This window comes from Nocardia cyriacigeorgica GUH-2 (genome assembly GCF_000284035.1).
GTDB classification, from domain to species: domain Bacteria; phylum Actinomycetota; class Actinomycetes; order Mycobacteriales; family Mycobacteriaceae; genus Nocardia; species Nocardia cyriacigeorgica_B.
This window is the reverse complement of record NC_016887.1, coordinates 1,326,656-1,344,945: the sequence shown is the minus strand read 5'-3', so window position 1 is coordinate 1,344,945 and position 18,290 is coordinate 1,326,656. Positions and strand designations below refer to the sequence as shown.

Genomic DNA, 18,290 nt, shown 5'->3' with positions numbered 1-18,290 from the left:
TTTCGGCATCTGTCCTACCCCGTGAAACTGATCGCCGCGTTGAAGCCCCACAGGGCGATGGACAGCACCATGTCGATCGCGATGATCGCCACGAAGCTGGCCCGCACCGCGCGACCGGAGGCGATACCCACGCCCTCCGGGCCGCCGGTGGCGAAGAACCCGTAGTAGCTGTGCACCAAGATCACCACGGTGCCGAAGATCGCCACCTTGATCACCGCGGCGATCACGTCGAACCCGGACACGAACTGGAAGAAGTAGTGGTCGTAGACGCCGGCCGACTGGCTGTGCACCATCGTCAGCAGGCCACGGCAGGCCAGGTAGCTCAGGATCAGCGCGATCAGGAAGGTCGGCACGATCGCGATGGCACCGGCGATGACGCGGGTGGTGACCACGAACGGCACCGACCGCAGGCCCAGCGCCTCGATGGCGTCGATCTCCTCGGAGATGCGCATCGAGCCGATCTCGGCCGTCATCCGGCAGCCCGCCTGCGCGGCGAACCCGATGGCCGCGGCGATCGGCGCCAGCTCACGGGTGGAGGCGAAGGCCGACACGATGCCGGTGACCGGGCCCATGCCCAGCATGTCCAGGATCGCGAACGATTCCACGCCGACCGAGGCGCCCATCACCAGGCCGAGCACGATCATCATCGGCACCGTGCCACCACCGACGATGACCGAGCCGCGGCCCCAGGTCATATCGGTGATCGCGCGCATCGTCTCCTGGCGGTAGCGGCGCAACGTCAGCGGCACCGACGAGAGCACCTGCCAGACGAACACCGCGACGAAACCCAGCGATTCGACACCGCGCAGCACCCGGCTGCCGCGACGGACGTAGCGCGCGGCCCAGCCGAGCCCCTTCGGGACATAGGACGACGTCGACATCTAGACCAGCCTCGTCGGCATGAACATCGCGCTGATCTGCGACATCGCCAGGTTCACGATCACGATCGACACCACCGACAGCACCACCGCGGCGTTCACCGCGTCGGCCACACCGCGCGGACCGCCCTTGGCTTCCAGCCCGCGCTGGCAGGCGATGACGACCACCAGGAAGCCGAAGATCAACGCTTTCAGCAGGGAGACCCACACATCGGCGACGGTGGTGAACGAACCGAAGGTCGCCCAGTACGAACCGGGCGTCACCCCCTGGCCGCCGACCGCCACCAGATAGCCCGCGAGCACGCCGACGAAGATGATCAGCACATTCAGCAGCGGCGCCACGATCAGCATCGCGACCATGCGCGGAATGACCAGGCGGTGGATCGGGCTGATGCCCATGGTGTTGAGCGCGTCGATCTCCTCACGGATGGTGCGCGCACCCAGATCGGCCGCGATCGCCGCCGCACCCGCACCGCCGAGTAGGAAGCCGGTCGCCATCGGCGCGCCCTGCTTGATCACGCCGAGCCCGCCGGTCGCGCCGAGCAGGGTATCCGCGCCCAGGGTGTGGATCAGGTTGCCGACCTGCACCGACACGATCACACCGAACGGGATGGCCATCAGGATCGCCGGAATGGCGGTGACGGTGATCAGCCGCCAGGCCTGGACCAGCGTCTCCTGCCATTGGAACTTGCCGCGCGCGATGTCGCCGGCCGCGCCGGTCACCGATTCCTGCGCCATCCCGACCGCGCGGCCGAAGGTCCGCAGCGACGACACGATCGTGCCGGAGAAGTTCTTGCGCACGATGGCGACGGCCGAATCGCTCGGCGGCTTACGGGTATCCAGCGTCATCAGCGAAGTCCTCGCGCCGCGCTCGCGATGCGATAGCACCCGCGCGGGCGGCAGCGTGTTTCGGGTTTCATGGCGCACTCTCTGCTTTCGGCGTCGATGCCAACCCTCAGGAAGCTAATCGTTACGAGAGGTGACATACAAATTGACAGGGGGGTGACGGTGAACACAAAGAAACCGATTTCGACATCACGCGAGAGGGTTGGTGTTATAGGTCACCATCGCCTGTGGAGTGGTCGGCTCGGTGCCCGGACAGAGGGACCCGAGGCCTACTCCTGGCAGGTTGTTTGCCCAGTTCAGAACGGTTCGCCTGGTTGCGCCGGGAGGCCGTCGGCTCCCACAACAAGCACGCTTGACCGATTACCGCCGTGAGCGAGTGCCAGGGCACACCGGTGATGCTGGTGCGACAGAAGGGGGATCGGTTCGGACGCCGAGTCCGGAGCACGCGACTCCGGCAACCTGCCGGCGAACCGACTATTTCGCCGAGTTTGCTGGAGCGCTCGATGTGTGGGGCCCCGAGCGCTTCTGCGGTAAGGGCAGCGCTGGGAGAAGGGTTCGAGCCGACCACCTTCTCCCGCTGCGCCGGAACGTACCGGCGGGCACGGCTTCTAGTTGTCCGCGTCGGTAGTGCGATCGGCGCTCGTGGCACCGGCGGCCGGCTTCGCGTCGGAACCCGCTTGTCTTCCGGCAAGTTCGGCGGCGGCGGCCCATCTGGCGCGCAGGGCCGAGACTTTCGCGATCAGGCTGCCCGGTTCGACGCCGCGGGCGAGGAGCCATTGGGTGACCGCGGCGAGGGCGGAGATCACCGCGATGGTGGCGGCGGCGACGGCCGAGGGGGTGAATCGTGAGGTTGCCACGTACTGGCCTTGGCTCGCGCCGGGCAGGATGAACTTGCCGTTGCCCTTGACCCAGCTCAGGAACTGCCCGACCTGGCCGCCGAGGTCGTATTTGCGTGCGGTCAGCGCCTTCAGTTCGGCGCCTTTGCTGTCGAGATACAGCATGGTGAACAGCACCAGCACCGCGACGGCCACCGACGATCCGGCCACCAGCCGGGCGAAATACTCCGAGCGCATGCGGAAATAGAGCACCGCCAGGCAGATCGTCAGCACGATGACCGCTGCCGTCGCGAACGCCCACAGCCCGCTGATCTGCGGCGTCTTCGGCGCCGACTTCGACCACACCGTCAGGTATTTGGTCGACACATCGATGCGCCCGAACGCCGTGGACTCCACCGACCCGTTCGCCCCCGTAGCCACCAGCCACGGCCGCGTCATCAGCACCAGCGTGATGAACGCCCCCACCGCCGCCACCAGATACCCCCAGTGCCCACGCAACGGAGTCCCTACCCCGCGTACCGCTGCCGCGCGGGCCCGTACGGCTTCGGCGCGCCGTCTCTTCGGATCCCTGGCGGTCTTCGTTGCGGCGGCCGCACTGTCGGCAGAGTCGTGCGACACTTCCGTCGATACCGACTGGGTTTGGGCGCCTTCACCAGGCTTCTCACCTGACCCGGCGGCCGCGCTCGCTACGGTTTCGACTCCGGCACGCTTGTGCGCACCTGCGCGCGCCGGGCTCGGTTCAACCGCTCCCGCGCCGACGAATTCCCCCGACACCGCGACACCCTCAGCGGAACCTACTCCGAAGATCCCACCGTGGCCGGACCCAGCGGATCCCGGTGTGGCCGGCCGGCCGGAGCCGTGTGCGGACGCGGATTCGCCGGTGTCTCGGGCAGCCTTGGCCTGCCAGGGGTTTGGGCCCGCCATTACCGCAGTTTATGGTGCCTGCACTGCTGGGAATACCGTCTGACTTGGCCGGATCGGCGCCGGCACGTGCGGATCGGGTGGGCAGCGGGCCCCGGATTCGCCGGGGGCGGCAGTGTATCTCGAAACGTCGCGGCAACGAAGATCACGCGATCAATCGACCGGCGGGCTACACATAGGCGACAATTTGGCGCGTGCGGACCCAGTTCACCAATGAGCTCGTCGCGTTGACCGATGAGTTGACGCAGATGTGCCGACTCACCCACGATGCCGCCGAGCGCGTCACCGATGCGCTCGTCGAGGCCGACCTCACCGCGGCCTACGAGGTTTTCGCGCTCGACGAGCGCCTACAGGCCATGTACGCGGCCTGCGAGGAGCGAACGGTGGTGCTGCTCGCGCTACAGGCGCCGGTCGCGCGCGATCTGCGCCATGTGGTGACCGCCATCCAGATCGCCGGTGAGCTGTCCCGGATCGGCTGGCTCACCAGCCGGGTGGCCGATCAGGTGTACAAGAGCAGCCCCGATCCGGTCGCGCCCGAGCCGATCGTGGCGCTGCTCGCCGAGATGGGCAGGCGCGCCTCCCGCGCGACCGCACACGCCCTGCGCTCGGTCGCCGCCGGTCAGCAGTCGGCCGAGGAGCCCGCCGAAGAGCCGGCCGACAGCATGGAAGAGCTCAACCATCAGCTCCATTCCGCCCTCAGCGCCCCCGCCTGGACCGGAAGCACCGATACCGCAATCGAACTCGCCCTGCTCGGCCATCACCTGGAACGCTGCGTCGACCACACCGCCCGCATCGAACGCCTGATCCGCTTCCTCGACACCGGCGTCCCACCCACCGCCCAGCCCATCGAGGAAGAACGGGACTGAACGCACCAGCACCCTCGAAGCGGGGCCGACCACCCAGTCGGCCCCCGGTGAGTGGGCATCGAAGCCGCCCGAGCCTGCCGGACCTTCCGGCCGACTACATGCCCACCCGCCACGCCGTATCGGCCGAATCACCCAGCATCAGCACGCCCGACGGGCCACCTACCGCCCCACCACCCGCACACCCGACAAGCCACCCACCGCGCCGCAGCCCGCACGCCCGACAGGCCACCCACCGTGCCACCACCCGCACACTCGACCGGCCACTTACCGCCCCGCAGCGCCCGACCGCCGCGCGATCGCGAACAGCTCACCCGCCGGTCCAATCGGGCGCGTCCCCGCAGGCCACACCGCACGCAGCACCCGCTCTAGGTCGAGCCCCGTCACCGCGGGCGCCACCAGTGTGCCCGCGGCGACCTCGGCCGCCACCGCTAGCGAGCTGAGCACGGCAGGCCCGACTCCCGCGGCGACGGCCGTTTTGATCGCCGTGGTCGACGACAACTCCAACGCCACAGCGGGCTGCACCCCCGGACGTCGCCGGGCCAGCGCATGTTCGAACCAGTTCCGCGTCCCCGACCCGGTTTCCCGTTGCAGCAGCGGCGTTTCGGCCAATTCGTCGACGCCCACCGTCCCGCGCCGCGCCCACCGATGCCCCGGCGCCACCACCACGACCAGCCGGTCCTTGCCCACCACCCGGCTGTCCAGCCCGGCGAAACTCTGTCGGCTCTCGATGAACCCGATGGCCGCGCGCCCGTCGAGCACCGCCTGCGCCACCTCCACCGAGTTGCCGGATTCGAGCGCGATGGTGAGGTCGGCGGCCGCGGTGCGCAGGGTGGTGAGCCAGCCTGGGAACAGGTATTCGGCGATGGTCTGGCTGGCGGCGACGCGCAGCCGGGAGTCGCGTTCGGCGCGCAGGGTGTCGATGCCGGCGTCGAGCTGGCCGGCGGCGTCGATGACGGCGCGGGCCCATTCCACGATCAGGGCACCGGCGCGGGTGGGCCGTGAACCGAGGGTGGTGCGTTCCAGCACCGGCACGCCCACCAGCTTCTCCAGCGTGCGGATCCGCGAGGACGCCGACGGCTGACTGATCCCGTGCGCCTGCGCGGCCCGGCCGAGGCTGCCGAGCTCGACCACCGACAACAGCAGGTCGAGCGCGGCGAGGTCGGGCACCCGCGGCGACAAAGGCATAGAACCATTCTATGTACCCATAGGCCGATGACGCCTACCCGCCGCGCGGCCCGCACGCGAGCCTGGGTTCATGACCCTCACCGCGACCCACCGGCCCGTCTCCGTCGTCCGCCGCACCGCGTCCGCGCGCACCGGCGCACTCGCGCACGTCGGGCTCAACTGGTTCGCGATCGTGATGGGCACCGGCATCCTCGCCAATGCCGCCGCCACCCTGCCGCTCCAGTTGCCTGGGCAGCGCGCGGCGGCCACCGGCGTCTGGATGCTGGCGACGCTGCTGCTGGCCGCGCTCGGCGTGGCCTGGGCGGTGCGGATGATCCGGCACCGCGGACAGGTCCGGGCCGAACGCGAGCATCCCGTACTCGCCCACTTCTCCGGCGCACCACCGATGGCCCTGCTGACGGTCGGCGCGGGCGCGATGCTGCTGGGCAAGGACGTCATCGGCGAGACCGCGGCGCTGGCCATGGACTGGGTGTTGTGGCCGCTCGGCACCGCCCTCGGCCTGGCCACCGCCGTCGCCGTGCCGTACCGGATGATCACCCGCACCCCGGCCGGCGCGCCCGATGCGGCGTTCGGCGGCTGGCTCATGCCCGTGGTGGCGCCGATGGTTTCCGCCGCCACCGGCGTCCTGTTGCTCCCGCACACTCCTCCCGGCCAGGCCCGGTTGACGTTGCTGGTCTGCTGCGGCGCCATGTTCGGCCTGAGCCTGATCGCCGCGCTGCTCACCACCACCATGATCTGGTCGCGGCTCATGCATTTCGGCGCGCCCGCCGCCGGGCTGGTGCCCACGCTGTGGATCGTGCTCGGCCCGCTCGGCCAGTCGGTGACCGCCGCGGGCGCGATGGCCGACGCCGCACCGGCCGTCGCGCCGCCCGCCCAGGCCGCCGGATTGGTCTTGGCCGCCACCATTTTCGGCATCGCCACCTGGGGTTTCGCCATGCTGTGGCTGACGTTGGCGCTCGCGGTCACCGCACGCACCGTCCGGGCGGGCGCGCTCGGCTTCTCGCTCACCTGGTGGGGTTTCACCTTCCCGCTGGGCACCTGCGTCACCGGCAGCACCGCCCTGTTCGCACACACCGGCGCCGAGTTGTTCGCCGTCGCGGCGGTGGGGTTGTACCTGCTGCTGGCGGTGGCGTGGTGGACGGTCGCGCCGCGCACCGTGCTCGGTGTCCGCGACGGTTCACTGCTGCGCCCGCCCGCGCCCGCACCGGTGTGATCGTGCCCACCACAAAACCCCAGCTCACCGGATTGCCGTCCGGATTGTGAACCGGCGAACACCCAGCCTGCCCACCATTTCCGTACCCGCACCGTAGATCGTCCGGCGAGGACTTGGACAAAACTCCCAATCATGGGAAGTGGGTACGGTGTTTGCAGAGACGAAATCGGACATCTACTATCCGATTACGTAGATGAAAGCTTGGTCTGGGTCGCTCCCGGACCGCGAACGTCACGACGAGTTCGCGCTCGTGCGACACGACACCCCGGGACTACCCCCTCATCAGCCTCGAGGTGTCGTGGCCGCGGCCGGTCTGGACAACCGGTCGCCCCTCAGTCGCGCGGGCGGTGATCGAATTCGCCCGTGGCACGCCATCCCCGGCCCGGCGCCGGCACGCCGGTCCGGGGATGGTCCACGGTTGTGCGTAATCTCATAGGTGTCACTGCCTTCGACGGCACGGGGCACCGGGTAGCTTGACGCCCGGTAATTTTCGGGCGTAGGGCAAGGAAGTCAGTTGAGTTTCACCGCACTCCAGATCGGTTCCTCCGTCCGTATCGAGGTCGCGCGGTGAACGATCTGCTCGCACGCACCTCCGGGCGCACCCGCACGATCATCGCGGCCGCCGTCTGCCTGATCGCGCTGGCCATCGTCGGCTACGGCTATGTCGACGACCTGTTCGCCAAGCGTGGCGCCGGTTCCGCCGGCGCGGCAATCACGTCCGGGCGCGACGTCAGCGAACTGCTCGGCCGCCTCGCGGTATCGACCGAGGGTTCGATGAACGGCTACAGCCGGGAGAAGTTCCCGCACTGGGATACCAACAAGCCCGAACACGGCTTCGGACCCGAATTCGCCCAGTACGCCAAATGCACCACCCGCGAGGTGATGATGCTGCGCGACGCCACCGGCGCGGTCACCCTCGACCCGAAGACCTGCGACCTGACCATCGGCGCCGACGGCGGCTGGCGCGATCAGTACGGGTTCACCGACCGCAAGACCGGGCAACTGAAGCCGTACAAGTGGATGACCGATCCGGCCTCCGTCGACGCCGAGCACATCGTCCCGCTCGCCGAGGCCTGGCGTTCGGGTGCGGACAAACTCGACGAATCCACCCGCCGCCGCATCGCCAACGACGCCGGCAACCTCATCGCCTCCGACCCGTCGGCCAACCGCTCCAAGGGCGATCAGGACGCCGCGCACTACCTCCCACCGGGCACTTTCCGGTGTGGCTATATCGATCACTACGTCAAGATCAAGGTAAAGTACGGCCTTACCGTCGATCCCGACGAACAGAAGGCCCTCCGCACCGCCGTCGACGATTGCGTCAAGCGAGGAGAATTCCGATAGCCGACATCATCGAGCTCACCGCCGCGGCTGCCGTGATGACCGAAGAGGAAGGCACGGTATCCGGCAAGCTCGACGTCACCGTCGACGAATCCGGTAAGGGCTTGGTGCGTTACCGCGATACCGACACCTGGTACACCATCGGCAACCTCGACGCCGAACCCCCGCGCACCTGGAGTTCGGTCGCCGAGTTGGTCACCGCGATCGAGGCCGGGATCGGTGCCCGTGACGCGGCGGGCAACACGATCCCGTTCGAGGCGTGAGCACCGCACCCGCCCACCGGATCTACCTCAGCGCACCGCCACCGACCGCAGTTCCGCGCCCACGGGTGCGTCCCAATCGATCACATACCGCTGCTCGATGCCCATCGTCTTCTGTTGCCCTTTCAGCAGTTTCATCATCACCGGCATCACCGCCCGCATGATCCGGCCCGCGATCGGCCCCGGCGTCTTGGACCGGTTGATCTTCGCCGCCCGCGCCGCGACGCCCTCCACCCGCGGCCGGCGCAGCGACTCGTAGGCGGCGAAAGCCTCGCTGGGATCGGCGAGATCGCGCAGGCAGCGCGCCAATTGGATGGCACTCTCCACCGCCAGCGACGCCCCCTGTCCCGAGCTGTTGGACGGTGCGTGCACGGAGTCGCCGACCAGCACCATCCGCCCGCGATACCAGTGCGGGACCGGCGGCATGATGTGCAGCGCGCCGGTGATCTGCAACTGCTCGGCGGTGGTGGCGCGGGCCAGTTGGCCGCCTGGGGTGTCGTCGGCGTAGGTGTCGCGCAGGATCTTCAGCCAGTGCTCGGCCGGGATCGCGCGAGCATCGGTGAGCGACAGATACTGCTTGTGCGGCAGGTTGGCGCCCCACGCGATGGTGCCCTCGCCCTCGGGCCAGTAGAGGTAGTACGCGCGTGTGCCGAACGCGAAAACCATCGTCTCGGGCGGGGTGTCGATGGCGCATTCGGTGAGCGCGCCGAAGCCGAGCATGCCGGTGTATTCCGGGCCCGGCGCGTGCGGGTCGATCAATCCGCGCACGGTGGAGCGGATGCCGTCGGCGCCGATGAGGACGTCGGCGGTGGCGGTACTGCCGTCGGTGAAGTGCGCGGTGATGCCGTCGGCGTGCTCGTCGACGGAGGCCAGTCGCTTGTCGTATTCGATCGGCACGCCCGCCTCGAACGCATGCTCGTGCAGCACCCGATGCAGTTCGCTGCGGTCGACGACCTGCATCGGCTCCACATCCGGCAGCGTCGGCACCGCCATCCGCTTGCCGCCGACCGACAGGTTCATCTTCGGGATCGGCACCGCGATCGCCCGGACGCGGTCACCGGCACCGATGACGTCGAGGGCCGCGAGACCGTTGGGCGCGAGCGCGAGCCCGCTGCCGATATTGAACGACGGCCCGGGATAAGCCTCGTAGACGCGGGCATCGATACCCGCCTTGCGCAAGGCGGTAGCGGCCACCGGGCCTGCGATACCACCGCCGATGACCAGCGCGGAACGAATCGGGGACATGGGTAACTCCTGATGGGGTCGTGTGCGTACGGCGAACCGCGCGACCGATCACCCACCCGGTTATCCTGTGGTTGCCAAACTCTGGCCGGGTGTGCGAATGCGGGCACGGTCCGAGACGGTTCCCCGAGTTCGGCGGCGGTGTTGGGAGCACCTCCGCCGGACTCGGTCTCGGTATTGCTACTGCTGCGCGGTCCCCCCTTCCATGAGATCGCCGGCCTGGGCCTGGTTCATGCCTTCGGCGTGCCAGGTGCGCCAGCCGTCCAAGCCCGGGAACTTCCCGGATACCAGTTCGTCGCGGAACGCCGCGGTCCACGCCCGTTCGGCTTCCAGCATGGCCAGGCCGTATTCGGTCTCGACCATGAACAATCGGGGCAGTGTTCCGGCGGCGGCCTCGAATTCCGCGCGCACAGTCGCGATCTGCTCGTCCAGGACCTCGACGCGACGGCCGAGCAGGTCGATCACCTCGTCGGGCGGCAGCGCGGCCAGAATCGACAGTCCGGCCACGTATTGCCGCTGCTCGGGCTGCGGTTCGGCGATCAGTTCGCGGGTCCAGTCGATCAGTTCGGCGCGGCCGGCGTCGGTGATCCGGTAGATCACCCGCTCGGGCCGCGCGCCTTCACGTTCACTGCCGACGACCTCGAGGAATCCGGCCTTGGCCATGTTCTGCACGACCGTGTAGAGCGAACCCCATTTGATGTCCATATCGCGGTCTTTGCCGCGGTCGCGCAGCGTGGAGGCGATCTCGTAGCGGTGCATGGGGCGTTCGATGATCACCGAGAGCACCGCCAACGCCAGCAGATTGCCGACCTTGCGTTTGGTCGCCATGCACACCTCCTTACTCGTCTACGAATATACGTGAGCGAGTATCGGGCTGGCAAGGGTCGGTGGTGTCTCGATGCAGGGCCGATCAATGCGCCGGGACGAGTTCCCGCACGTCCTGAAGTCGAGCAGTTTGGTCGCGATGCTCTCCAGCGCCTGGTCGAGCAGCATCCGGTCGGCGGGATCGGTGATGTCCCAGTCGTCGAGGCGCACGTCCAGCCAGCGCCGCCACGCCGCCTTGATGCGGTCGATCTGCGCCTGGCCGGCCGGGGTGACGGTGAGCAGCGGGCCATCCTGGGTGAGGTAGCCGGCGTCGCGGACCTCGGCGAAGACCGGTGCGATCACCTCGTCGGGCAGCCGGTGCACCCGCGCGATCGACTCGATGGTGGCCTGTCCGCGAATCCGGTTGTGCAGGTAGACCTGCCCGAGCGCCCAGGCCTGACCTCGGCTGAGTTCGGTGCCTGCGTCGGCGAGGATGACCGGGCCGATCGGGCCTTCGGCGCGCGCGGACCGCATGGTCGCGGCGATGGCGCGTTCCAGCAGCACCACCCGGTCGGCCGAATCCGGCACCGAGAAGCCCTCACCCACATCGCTCGCATCGGCGCGGGCGCTGTCGCGCAGCGGCACTTCCTTCAGGAACCAGGCGACGACGAAACCGGCCAACGCCACGGGAACCACCCACAGGAACACGTGGTCGATGGCGGCGGCGTAGGCGTCGATGATCGGATCGGCCTGCTCCGGCGGTAGCGCGCGCAGCGCTTCCGGATTGGCAGCCACTTCGGGCGGCACCACCCGCACCTCGGTGAGCGCGCCGGCGAGTTCGGGATCGAGCTTGTTGGTGTAGAGGGTGCCGAAGACGGCGGTGCCGAACGCGCTGCCGAGGGTGCGGAAGAAGGTGACGCCGGAGGTCGCGGTACCCAGCTGCGCGTACGGGACGGTGTTCTGCACGACGATCGTCAGCACCTGCATGGCCAGGCCGATGCCGAGACCGAGAATCAGCATGTACAGCGACTCCAGCCAGATGCTGGTGTTGCGGCCCATCGTCGACATCAGGAACAGCCCGATGGCCATCACCGCCGTGCCCGCGATCGGGAACCAGCGATATCGGCCGGTCTTGCCGACCACTTGGCCGGACAAGATCGAGGTGGCGAACAGGCCGAAGACCAGCGGCAGCGTGCGCACACCCGACGCGGTGGCCGATACTCCGTCGACGTATTGCAGGTAGGCGGGCAGATACGTCATCGAACCGAGCATCGCGAACCCGACGATGAAGCTCAGGATCGAGCACACCGTGTACACCTGGCTGCGGAACAACCCCATCGGCAGCATCGGTTCCTGCGCCCGCAGCTCCACCCACACGAACGCCGTCAACAGCACCGCCGCCGCCACGAACAGGCCGATGATCTGCGCCGAACCCCACGGGTATTCGGTTCCGCCCCATTCCAAACCGAGGATCAGGCTCGACACACCCAGCGCCACCAGGCCGATGCCCGCGTAGTCGATGATCGGCTTGGCCATCGCCTTGACATGCGGGATGGTGCGCGCGGCCAGCGCGATCATCAGGATCGCCAGCGGCACGTTGACGTAGAAGCACCACCGCCAGCTCGCGTGGTCGGTGAACAGGCCGCCCAGCGTTGGCCCGATGACGGTGGTGACGCCGAAGACCGCGCCGAGCGCACCCTGATACTTGCCGCGTTCGCGCAGCGGAATGATGTCGGCGATCAACGCCATCGAGGTGACCATCAGCCCGCCGGCCCCGACCCCCTGAATCGCGCGGGCGATGATCAGCAGCAGCATCCCGTTCGCGAGCCCCGCCACCATCGACCCAACGATGAAGATCAGCGCACTGAGCTGGAAGATCAACTTCCGCCCGAACAGATCACCCAACTTGCCCGCCAGCGCCGTAGCCACCGCCTCGGCCAGCAGATACGACGTGACCACCCACGCCATATGCCCGGCCCCACCCAGATCGGCCACGATCGTCGGCAATGCCGTGGACACGATGGTTTGATCCAGCGCAGCCATCAACATCCCCAGCACGATGGTCCCGAACACCACATTGGTCTTCGCCCGGCTCATCGGCTCAGGTGGTCGTTCAGCGACTGCCACCGCACCGCTCATCGGCCCAGTATGGTCCGCGCTCCCATCCTCCGGAAGGCAGCGACACGGCAGCGAATCACAGCTACGTCGCCTTCAGCCGCCTGCCGTTCTTCGACTGCGGCCCGCTACCGAGACCGACTCGCGTGGTCGGACCAGAGCGAAGTCACGGCGCCGCCTTACCCAGAACGTCTGCCGCACAGACGGCGCGAAGCATCGCGACCGGCGCAGCAACCGTTCGGCACCGAATCCGGTGCTTGTCCCCGGTGCCAAGTGAACGACAAGATGCGGGCGGTCCGCCCTGGGTGATGCGGGTGTTGTCAGCGGTGTCCGGCTACCCGAGTTCATCGGCCCGGCATGCGCCGGTCAGCGGACGACGACGATCTCGGGTTCTGTAGGCGTCCGGTCCAGCGCGGTGTCCTTGCGATCACGCAGGAACTTGTCGAACATCGCGGCGACGTAGGTGCGGGTCAGGGCGGACGCGCGGTCGGCGGCGATGGGACCGATGTAGGTCTTCGCGGCGTCGCGGGCGGGTGTGGGCACGATGAGGGGGAAGTCGGTGAAGTCGTAGTGCGCCGAATCGCGCATGGTCAGCTGGCGTTTCCAGCCGGTGGAGGTGCGCCAGAACTCGTCCAGGGAGGGATGGGCGTCGCCGACCTGCTCGGCCTGCGCGCTCGTCATCACCAGGACGGGACGGTCGACGCCTTCGGTGACGGACTTCCCGAACGCCGCGTCGACGCCGATCTGCCCGTCCAGGTTCACCGCGGCGTCGATGCGGCGATCCAGGTGCATGGATTCGACCGCGACGTACCCGCCGGACGAATGACCGGCCATGCCGATGCGGTCCAGGTCGATCCCGCGGTCGAGCCCCGCGGGCAGTGTCCGCTGCCCGGCGTCCGGATTCGTGCCCCGTGCCAGCCGTTCCAGCGAGTCGAGCACGAAGCGCACGTCGGGCAGGCGTGCGTCGACGTACTTCTGCCGCAGCGCGGTATCGAACTGTGCCGCCGGCTCCCAGGCGACGATGCGGCCGCCCGGGAACTCCACCGCGGGCGCCTCATAGGTGTGGTCGATGGTCACCACCACGTACCCGCGGCTGGCCAGATCCTCGGCCAACCCGGTGCCGAGCAGCCGGGTGACGCCGGCTCCCGGGCTGTACAGGACCACCGGATGCGCGCCGTACGCGACCGGCGCCCCGGTGTACGAATTGGTGTGCAACCCAGGCAATTCGACGCCGAATCGCTGTTCCAGCGACGGCATCAGCTCAGTCGAGACGTAATGCGCACGCGGATGCCCGTCGACCTTCGCCGCCGGATAGAACACCGAGACCATCAACTCGCGCGGGCGATCCGGTTCGAACGGGTCGGGGCGCGCGTGGTCGACCAGATGCAGAACCGTTGTGCCGACCGGCGATTCACCGCCGGGCTGCGGAAGCACGGTCACGCCGAGCGGTTCCGCGGCGGCGACGTTCGCGGACAGCACCGCGACGGCGGTCAGAACGATGACGGCGAACCGACGCAACAACACTCCCCCTGGGCCCGACGGCAATTAACACCGGTTGCCCGAACGGACCATAGCACCAACATGGTTGCCGCACAGATGATCAGCATGGAGAGGTCACCATGCCGGCCGGCGCTGTGGGCACACCCGATGGGCCGCCGGATAGCGGGTGCCGCGGCGCGCGCCGGGCTACCGGCAACGGCATGACACGACGATTCACAGCGTGCGGCTACCGGCCGCGCCGGCGATCAGCGCACGGCATAGGTTCCGAGGCCGGGTTCGAGCGCGTCGAAGGCGACCGTGATGTAGCCCGTGAGCGCGGCGGCGATCTCGTCGTTGGACTGGCGGGCAAGGGTGCGGCGCATGGTTTCGTCGAAGAGCACGCGGTGCACGCCGCCGAGTTGGGCGGCGGCGATGCGCGGGGTGATGTCGTCGGGGCCGACGCCGGTTTCCTCGGCGAGCGTGCGGGCGAGGGCGGCTTCGCGGTCTTCATGGAATTCACGTAACCGGGCGACCAGGGCGGGGCTCGCAGCGATCATTTCGGCGAAGGCGGGGCCGGAGAAGCCGACGACCGGGTCCTGTTCGGCGGCGGCGGTGAGATAGGCGCGGCGCAATGCCGCCAGCGCGGATTCGCCTGGTTCGCGCTCGCGGACGGTGCGGGCGAGCTGATCGACGAACACCTCCCCCAGGTCCAGCGCGAGGTCTTCCTTGCGGGGGAAGTAGTTGGTCACCGTCATCTTGGCGACCTGGGCGGCCGCGGCGACGTCGGCGATCGTCACCTTGTCGAAACCGCGTTCGAGGAACAGCAAGGTGGCCTGGTGCGAGATGTTTTCCCTGGTCTGCTGCTTTTTCTTGGCGCGAAGGCCCTGCGGTTCGGCGGTCTGTGCGGTCATGCGAACCACACTACCTGAACTCGTCATAAATTTATGCTTGACATATTTTTGGGTCTGCCCTAAATTTGTTCTCGCGTCGCCACGGCGGCGCCGACAGTCGAAGGAGAACGCGCATGACTCACGGCCCCGACAGCACCGCCCGCCCCGCCACCACCGACCGAAACGGAGCAGTCACCTTGGCCGAGAAGTGCAGCCCGCAGTCCGCGTTCGATGCCGCGATCGAGCAGATGATCACCGCGAGCACCCAGCCACCCGTCCCCGCAACCACCCCGCGCACGCGCCGCACCGACACCGGTTTCCCGATCACCGGACGCCGACGCAAGGCTCGGGATGAGCGCAGCGTCGCCCGCAGCCAGCAGTTCCGGGCCGCGCCGCATCGCCCGCTGCGGATTCCGGGGCGCTGACATCGGTGGCGCCTGCGGACTTTCATGTCTTGCAGGCGCCATCACCAGCCCTGCTTCGCTGTGCACCCGCCATCGCGAATCCGGTCACGCGGCCTGCGATCGCCACCATCACGACCGGTCCGGTATCGCCCGCTCAGCTACCGCGCCACCAGCTCCGCTGAGCGCACCCATGACCGCGAGCCCTCACGCGCAGTAGGTGATCCACGGTCAGCCTCCGATGCCGCCCGCACTCCCGACTTTCGAGAGGAATCCTTTGACCACCCGATGCCTCCCCGCCCGCCGCACCGCCTCCCCCACCCTCGGCACCGTCAGCGACGACCCGATCCGCGACTACCTGCGCGCCATCGGCCGCACACCACTGCTCAGCGCGGAAGAGGAAGTAGCGCTGGCCGAGCGGATCGCGGCCGGTGTCCTCGCCCGGCAACGGCTGGACGAAGCCGGTGGGCTCCCGCCTGCCGAGCGCCGCGCACTTCGCCGCACGGTAGCCGACGGTGCGCGAGCCAAGGAGCACATGATCCAGGCCAACCTGCGCCTGGTCGTCTCAATTGCCAGGCGTTATCCGACCAACACCGGCATGTCGCTGCTGGATCTGGTGCAGGAAGGCACCTTCGGCCTGATCCGGGCGATCGAGAAATTCGATCACCGGCGCGGGCTCAAACTGTCCACCTACGCCACCTGGTGGATCCGCCAGGCCATCGGCCGCGCCCTGGCCGATCAGGGCCGAACCATCCGCATCCCGGTGCACGTGGTGGACGTGCTCAACCGGGTGATCCGCACCCAGCGCACCCTGTCCCAGCAGCTCGGCCGCGACGCCACGGCTGCCGAGATCGCCGCCGACCTGGAGATGACCGAATCCCAAGTGACCGAACTACTTCAGCAGGCCCGCGACCCGATCTCCCTGCACACCCCTATCGGCGAGGACGCCACCGAATACGGCGCACTCATCCCCGACACCGCCCCCGGCCCCGACGAACTCGCCACCGCCGCCACCATCGCCACCCAGCTGCGCGCCATGCTCGGCGCTCTGTCCGACCGCGAAGCCGAAGTCCTCACCCTCCGCTACGGCCTCGACCACGCCGAACCCCGCTCCCTCGCCGATATCGGTGCCGCCCTCGGTGTTTCGCGCGAGCGTGCGCGCCAGATCGAGGCGAAGGGTTTGTCGAAGCTGCGCACACCCGGCCGGGCCAAGGTGATGGCGGGAATGCTCGGATAGCGCTGCGCGGCGCGCAGACGATCGCCGGCAGGCTCGCGCTACTGCCGAACCGGGCGTTCAGCATGATCATGAATAGCCGGCGAAACACCACCTCAGCGCCGCTGATGCAGCGCCTCCTTCGCCGCTCGCGCAACGGTTTCCGCGACGAGCGCGAGAGCGGGAACGTCCAGCTTCCACTGCTGCCAGTACAACGGCACGTCCACCCACTTGCGACGGCCGAGCTCCACCAACGCGCCCGATCGCAGCAGCGGCACGGCTTGCTGTTCGGGAATCAGGCCCCAGCCGAGCCCCGCCACGACGGCGTCGCAGAACCCTTGCGAGGTGGGTATGTAGTGACGCACATCGCTGGCAGCCGCCTCACCGGCGGTGATGGTGCGGACGTAGCGGTCCTGGAGTTCGTCGCGCCGGTCGTAGACGATGACGGGCGCCTCGGGCAGGTGGCGGCGTAGCGTCCCGGAGCCGAAATGCCGGGCGACGAAGTCCGGGTTCGCCACCGGCAGGTACCGTGCCAGGCCCAGCAGTCGCGCGGTGCATCCGGTCACCGGTTCGGCCGACGACGTCACCGCCGCCATCACCTGCCCCTCTCGCAGCAGGGTCGCCGAATGCGATTCGTCCTCGCGGTGCAGTTCGAAGCAGATCGGCGGATCCTGCGGGACCCGGGTCAGGGCGGGCAGAAACCAGGTGGCCAGCGAGTCGCCGTTCACGGCGATGGACAGCCGCGCCGGACCCGATTCGTCACCGATCCCCAACTCCCGCTGCGTATCTCGCTGCAACGCGACGACCTGGCGCGCGAATTTGACGATCACCTGCCCGGATTCGGTCGGCTGCGCGGGCTTGGTGCGGGTAAGCAGCACCCGCCCGGTGCGTTGTTCGAGCGCCTTGATGCGCTGGCTCACCGCCGACGGCGTCACGTGCAGGGCGGCCGCCGCGGCATCGAAGGTGCCCTCGTCGACGACCGCGAGCAGCGTGCGCACCTGATCGAACGGCAGCTCCGTCATCACGATCGCTAATGATAGTTAAGAAACTTTAGCTGTACTGATTCCGTCAAGGTTCCTAGCGTCGGGTGACGTGAACAGCGGAATCTTCCCGGCGGCGCTCGCCGGATTCGGTGCGGGCCTGTCCCTGATCGTGGCCATCGGCGCGCAGAACGCTTTCGTCCTGCGTCAGGGCGCGCGCGGGCACGCCGTGCCGGTGGTGGTCGCGATCAGCGCGATCTCCGACGCGCTGCTCATCGCTCTGGGCGTGGCCGGGTTCGGTTCGGTGATCACCGCCTGGCCTGCCGCGCTCACCGTCGTGGAGCTGGCGGGCGGGGCCTTCCTGATCTGCTACGGCGCCCTGGCCGCCCGCCGCGCGCTGCGACCGCCCGCGGACCACGCCCTGACCAGCGCATCCGGCTCCGCAGGCACCCTCCGCAAGGTAGTGCTCACCTGCCTGGCCATGACCTGGCTCAACCCACACGCCTACATCGACACCGTGCTGCTGCTCGGCACCGTCGCCACCCACCGCGGTTCGCTGCGCTGGATTTTCGGCCTCGGCGCCATGCTCGCCAGCCTCACCTGGTTCACCACCCTCGGCTACGGCGCCCGCCTCCTCGCCCCCGTCCTGTCCCGCCCCACCGCCTGGCGCCTCCTCGACACCCTCGTCGCCGCCACCATGCTCACCATGGGCACGGCCCTGGTGGTCCGCGCGCTGTGAACCGCGTGCCGCACGGCGAGGTTCCAACGGCAGCCGTGCATCACGGCATCCAGGCCCGCTCCGGTCGGTCGACGTAGGCTT

At 68.6% G+C, this 18,290-nt stretch carries 17 protein-coding genes; 7 read left to right on the top strand and 10 right to left on the bottom strand.

The window, feature by feature from the left end:
• Positions 1–14: 14 nt before the first annotated feature.
• The 3 genes from NOCYR_RS06120 to NOCYR_RS06110 all read right to left on the bottom strand — a co-directional run bounded on the left by NOCYR_RS06120 (position 15) and on the right by NOCYR_RS06110 (position 3,058).
• A complete protein-coding gene (locus tag NOCYR_RS06120; protein WP_014349484.1) occupies positions 15–881 on the bottom strand; it encodes an MlaE family ABC transporter permease in 867 nt (288 codons plus the stop codon).
• Positions 882–1,727, bottom strand: a complete 846-nt coding sequence (locus NOCYR_RS06115) for an MlaE family ABC transporter permease (RefSeq protein ID WP_014349483.1) — start codon at positions 1,725–1,727, stop codon at positions 882–884.
• Between the two features lie 605 nt (positions 1,728–2,332).
• Positions 2,333–3,058 carry a hypothetical protein gene (locus NOCYR_RS06110; protein ID WP_014349482.1) on the bottom strand — a complete coding sequence of 242 codons (726 nt, stop codon included), beginning with the start codon at positions 3,056–3,058 and terminating at the stop codon, positions 2,333–2,335.
• A 617-nt stretch (positions 3,059–3,675) separates the two neighbouring features.
• Between NOCYR_RS06110 and NOCYR_RS06105 the strand changes: the two genes are divergently transcribed.
• Positions 3,676–4,347, top strand: a complete 672-nt coding sequence (locus NOCYR_RS06105) for a phosphate signaling complex PhoU family protein (protein ID WP_014349481.1) — start codon at positions 3,676–3,678, stop codon at positions 4,345–4,347.
• A 264-nt stretch (positions 4,348–4,611) separates the two neighbouring features.
• On the opposite strand, the gene NOCYR_RS06100 is transcribed toward NOCYR_RS06105, so the two are convergent.
• Positions 4,612–5,532: a LysR family transcriptional regulator gene (locus NOCYR_RS06100; RefSeq protein ID WP_014349480.1), complete on the bottom strand. Its 921-nt coding sequence runs from the start codon at positions 5,530–5,532 to the stop codon at positions 4,612–4,614.
• A 70-nt stretch (positions 5,533–5,602) separates the two neighbouring features.
• On the opposite strand from NOCYR_RS06100, the gene NOCYR_RS06095 reads away from it, so the two are divergent.
• From NOCYR_RS06095 to NOCYR_RS06085, 3 genes are all read left to right on the top strand, one after another.
• Complete coding sequence (locus NOCYR_RS06095) at positions 5,603–6,745, top strand: TDT family transporter (RefSeq protein ID WP_014349479.1); 1,143 nt, start codon at positions 5,603–5,605, stop codon at positions 6,743–6,745.
• A gap of 567 nt (positions 6,746–7,312) precedes the next feature.
• Positions 7,313–8,089 carry an HNH endonuclease family protein gene (locus tag NOCYR_RS06090; protein WP_014349478.1) on the top strand — a complete coding sequence of 259 codons (777 nt, stop codon included), beginning with the start codon at positions 7,313–7,315 and terminating at the stop codon, positions 8,087–8,089.
• Positions 8,090–8,124: 35 nt separating this feature from the next.
• Entirely contained in the window at positions 8,125–8,349 is a 225-nt protein-coding gene (locus NOCYR_RS06085; RefSeq protein WP_148280542.1) for a hypothetical protein, read from the top strand.
• 27 nt (positions 8,350–8,376) lie between these two features.
• On the opposite strand, the gene NOCYR_RS06080 is transcribed toward NOCYR_RS06085, so the two are convergent.
• The 5 genes from NOCYR_RS06080 to NOCYR_RS06060 all read right to left on the bottom strand — a co-directional run bounded on the left by NOCYR_RS06080 (position 8,377) and on the right by NOCYR_RS06060 (position 14,897).
• Positions 8,377–9,591 carry an FAD-dependent monooxygenase gene (locus NOCYR_RS06080; RefSeq protein ID WP_014349476.1) on the bottom strand — a complete coding sequence of 405 codons (1,215 nt, stop codon included), beginning with the start codon at positions 9,589–9,591 and terminating at the stop codon, positions 8,377–8,379.
• Positions 9,592–9,768: 177 nt separating this feature from the next.
• Positions 9,769–10,416: a PadR family transcriptional regulator gene (locus NOCYR_RS06075; protein ID WP_014349475.1), complete on the bottom strand. Its 648-nt coding sequence runs from the start codon at positions 10,414–10,416 to the stop codon at positions 9,769–9,771.
• A gap of 18 nt (positions 10,417–10,434) precedes the next feature.
• Entirely contained in the window at positions 10,435–12,489 is a 2,055-nt protein-coding gene (locus NOCYR_RS06070) for an MDR family MFS transporter (protein ID WP_014349474.1), read from the bottom strand.
• A 384-nt stretch (positions 12,490–12,873) separates the two neighbouring features.
• A complete protein-coding gene (locus NOCYR_RS06065; RefSeq protein ID WP_014349473.1) occupies positions 12,874–14,025 on the bottom strand; it encodes an alpha/beta hydrolase family protein in 1,152 nt (383 codons plus the stop codon).
• Positions 14,026–14,252: 227 nt separating this feature from the next.
• Positions 14,253–14,897, bottom strand: a complete 645-nt coding sequence (locus NOCYR_RS06060; protein ID WP_014349472.1) for a TetR family transcriptional regulator — start codon at positions 14,895–14,897, stop codon at positions 14,253–14,255.
• 113 nt (positions 14,898–15,010) lie between these two features.
• On the opposite strand from NOCYR_RS06060, the gene NOCYR_RS06055 reads away from it, so the two are divergent.
• Positions 15,011–15,301 (top strand): hypothetical protein, encoded by a 291-nt coding sequence (locus tag NOCYR_RS06055; protein ID WP_014349471.1) that lies wholly within the window; start codon positions 15,011–15,013, stop codon positions 15,299–15,301.
• A 253-nt stretch (positions 15,302–15,554) separates the two neighbouring features.
• Positions 15,555–16,514 carry a sigma-70 family RNA polymerase sigma factor gene (locus NOCYR_RS06050; protein WP_014349470.1) on the top strand — a complete coding sequence of 320 codons (960 nt, stop codon included), beginning with the start codon at positions 15,555–15,557 and terminating at the stop codon, positions 16,512–16,514.
• 92 nt (positions 16,515–16,606) lie between these two features.
• Here NOCYR_RS06050 and NOCYR_RS06045 read toward each other — a convergent pair whose 3' ends face one another.
• Complete coding sequence (locus NOCYR_RS06045) at positions 16,607–17,512, bottom strand: LysR family transcriptional regulator ArgP (protein ID WP_014349469.1); 906 nt, start codon at positions 17,510–17,512, stop codon at positions 16,607–16,609.
• A 70-nt stretch (positions 17,513–17,582) separates the two neighbouring features.
• On the opposite strand from NOCYR_RS06045, the gene NOCYR_RS06040 reads away from it, so the two are divergent.
• On the top strand, positions 17,583–18,209 hold the full coding sequence (locus tag NOCYR_RS06040; protein WP_014349468.1) for a LysE/ArgO family amino acid transporter: 627 nt from the start codon (positions 17,583–17,585) through the stop codon (positions 18,207–18,209).
• Positions 18,210–18,290: the final 81 nt, after the last annotated feature.

Excerpts from the sequence above, each read along its gene's own strand:
- NOCYR_RS06120 (WP_014349484.1), bottom strand. The coding sequence starts at position 881 with ATGTCGACGTCGTCCTATGTCCCGAAGGGGCTCGGCTGGGCCGCGCGC.
- NOCYR_RS06115 (WP_014349483.1), bottom strand. The coding sequence starts at position 1,727 with ATGACGCTGGATACCCGTAAGCCGCCGAGCGATTCGGCCGTCGCCATC.
- NOCYR_RS06100 (WP_014349480.1), bottom strand. The coding sequence starts at position 5,532 with ATGCCTTTGTCGCCGCGGGTGCCCGACCTCGCCGCGCTCGACCTGCTG.
- NOCYR_RS06095 (WP_014349479.1), top strand. The coding sequence starts at position 5,603 with ATGACCCTCACCGCGACCCACCGGCCCGTCTCCGTCGTCCGCCGCACC.
- NOCYR_RS06085 (WP_148280542.1), top strand. The coding sequence starts at position 8,125 with ATGACCGAAGAGGAAGGCACGGTATCCGGCAAGCTCGACGTCACCGTC.
- NOCYR_RS06080 (WP_014349476.1), bottom strand. The coding sequence starts at position 9,591 with ATGTCCCCGATTCGTTCCGCGCTGGTCATCGGCGGTGGTATCGCAGGC.
- NOCYR_RS06075 (WP_014349475.1), bottom strand. The coding sequence starts at position 10,416 with ATGGCGACCAAACGCAAGGTCGGCAATCTGCTGGCGTTGGCGGTGCTC.
- NOCYR_RS06070 (WP_014349474.1), bottom strand. The coding sequence starts at position 12,489 with ATGAGCCGGGCGAAGACCAATGTGGTGTTCGGGACCATCGTGCTGGGG.
- NOCYR_RS06060 (WP_014349472.1), bottom strand. The coding sequence starts at position 14,897 with ATGACCGCACAGACCGCCGAACCGCAGGGCCTTCGCGCCAAGAAAAAG.
- NOCYR_RS06055 (WP_014349471.1), top strand. The coding sequence starts at position 15,011 with ATGACTCACGGCCCCGACAGCACCGCCCGCCCCGCCACCACCGACCGA.
- NOCYR_RS06045 (WP_014349469.1), bottom strand. The coding sequence starts at position 17,512 with ATGACGGAGCTGCCGTTCGATCAGGTGCGCACGCTGCTCGCGGTCGTC.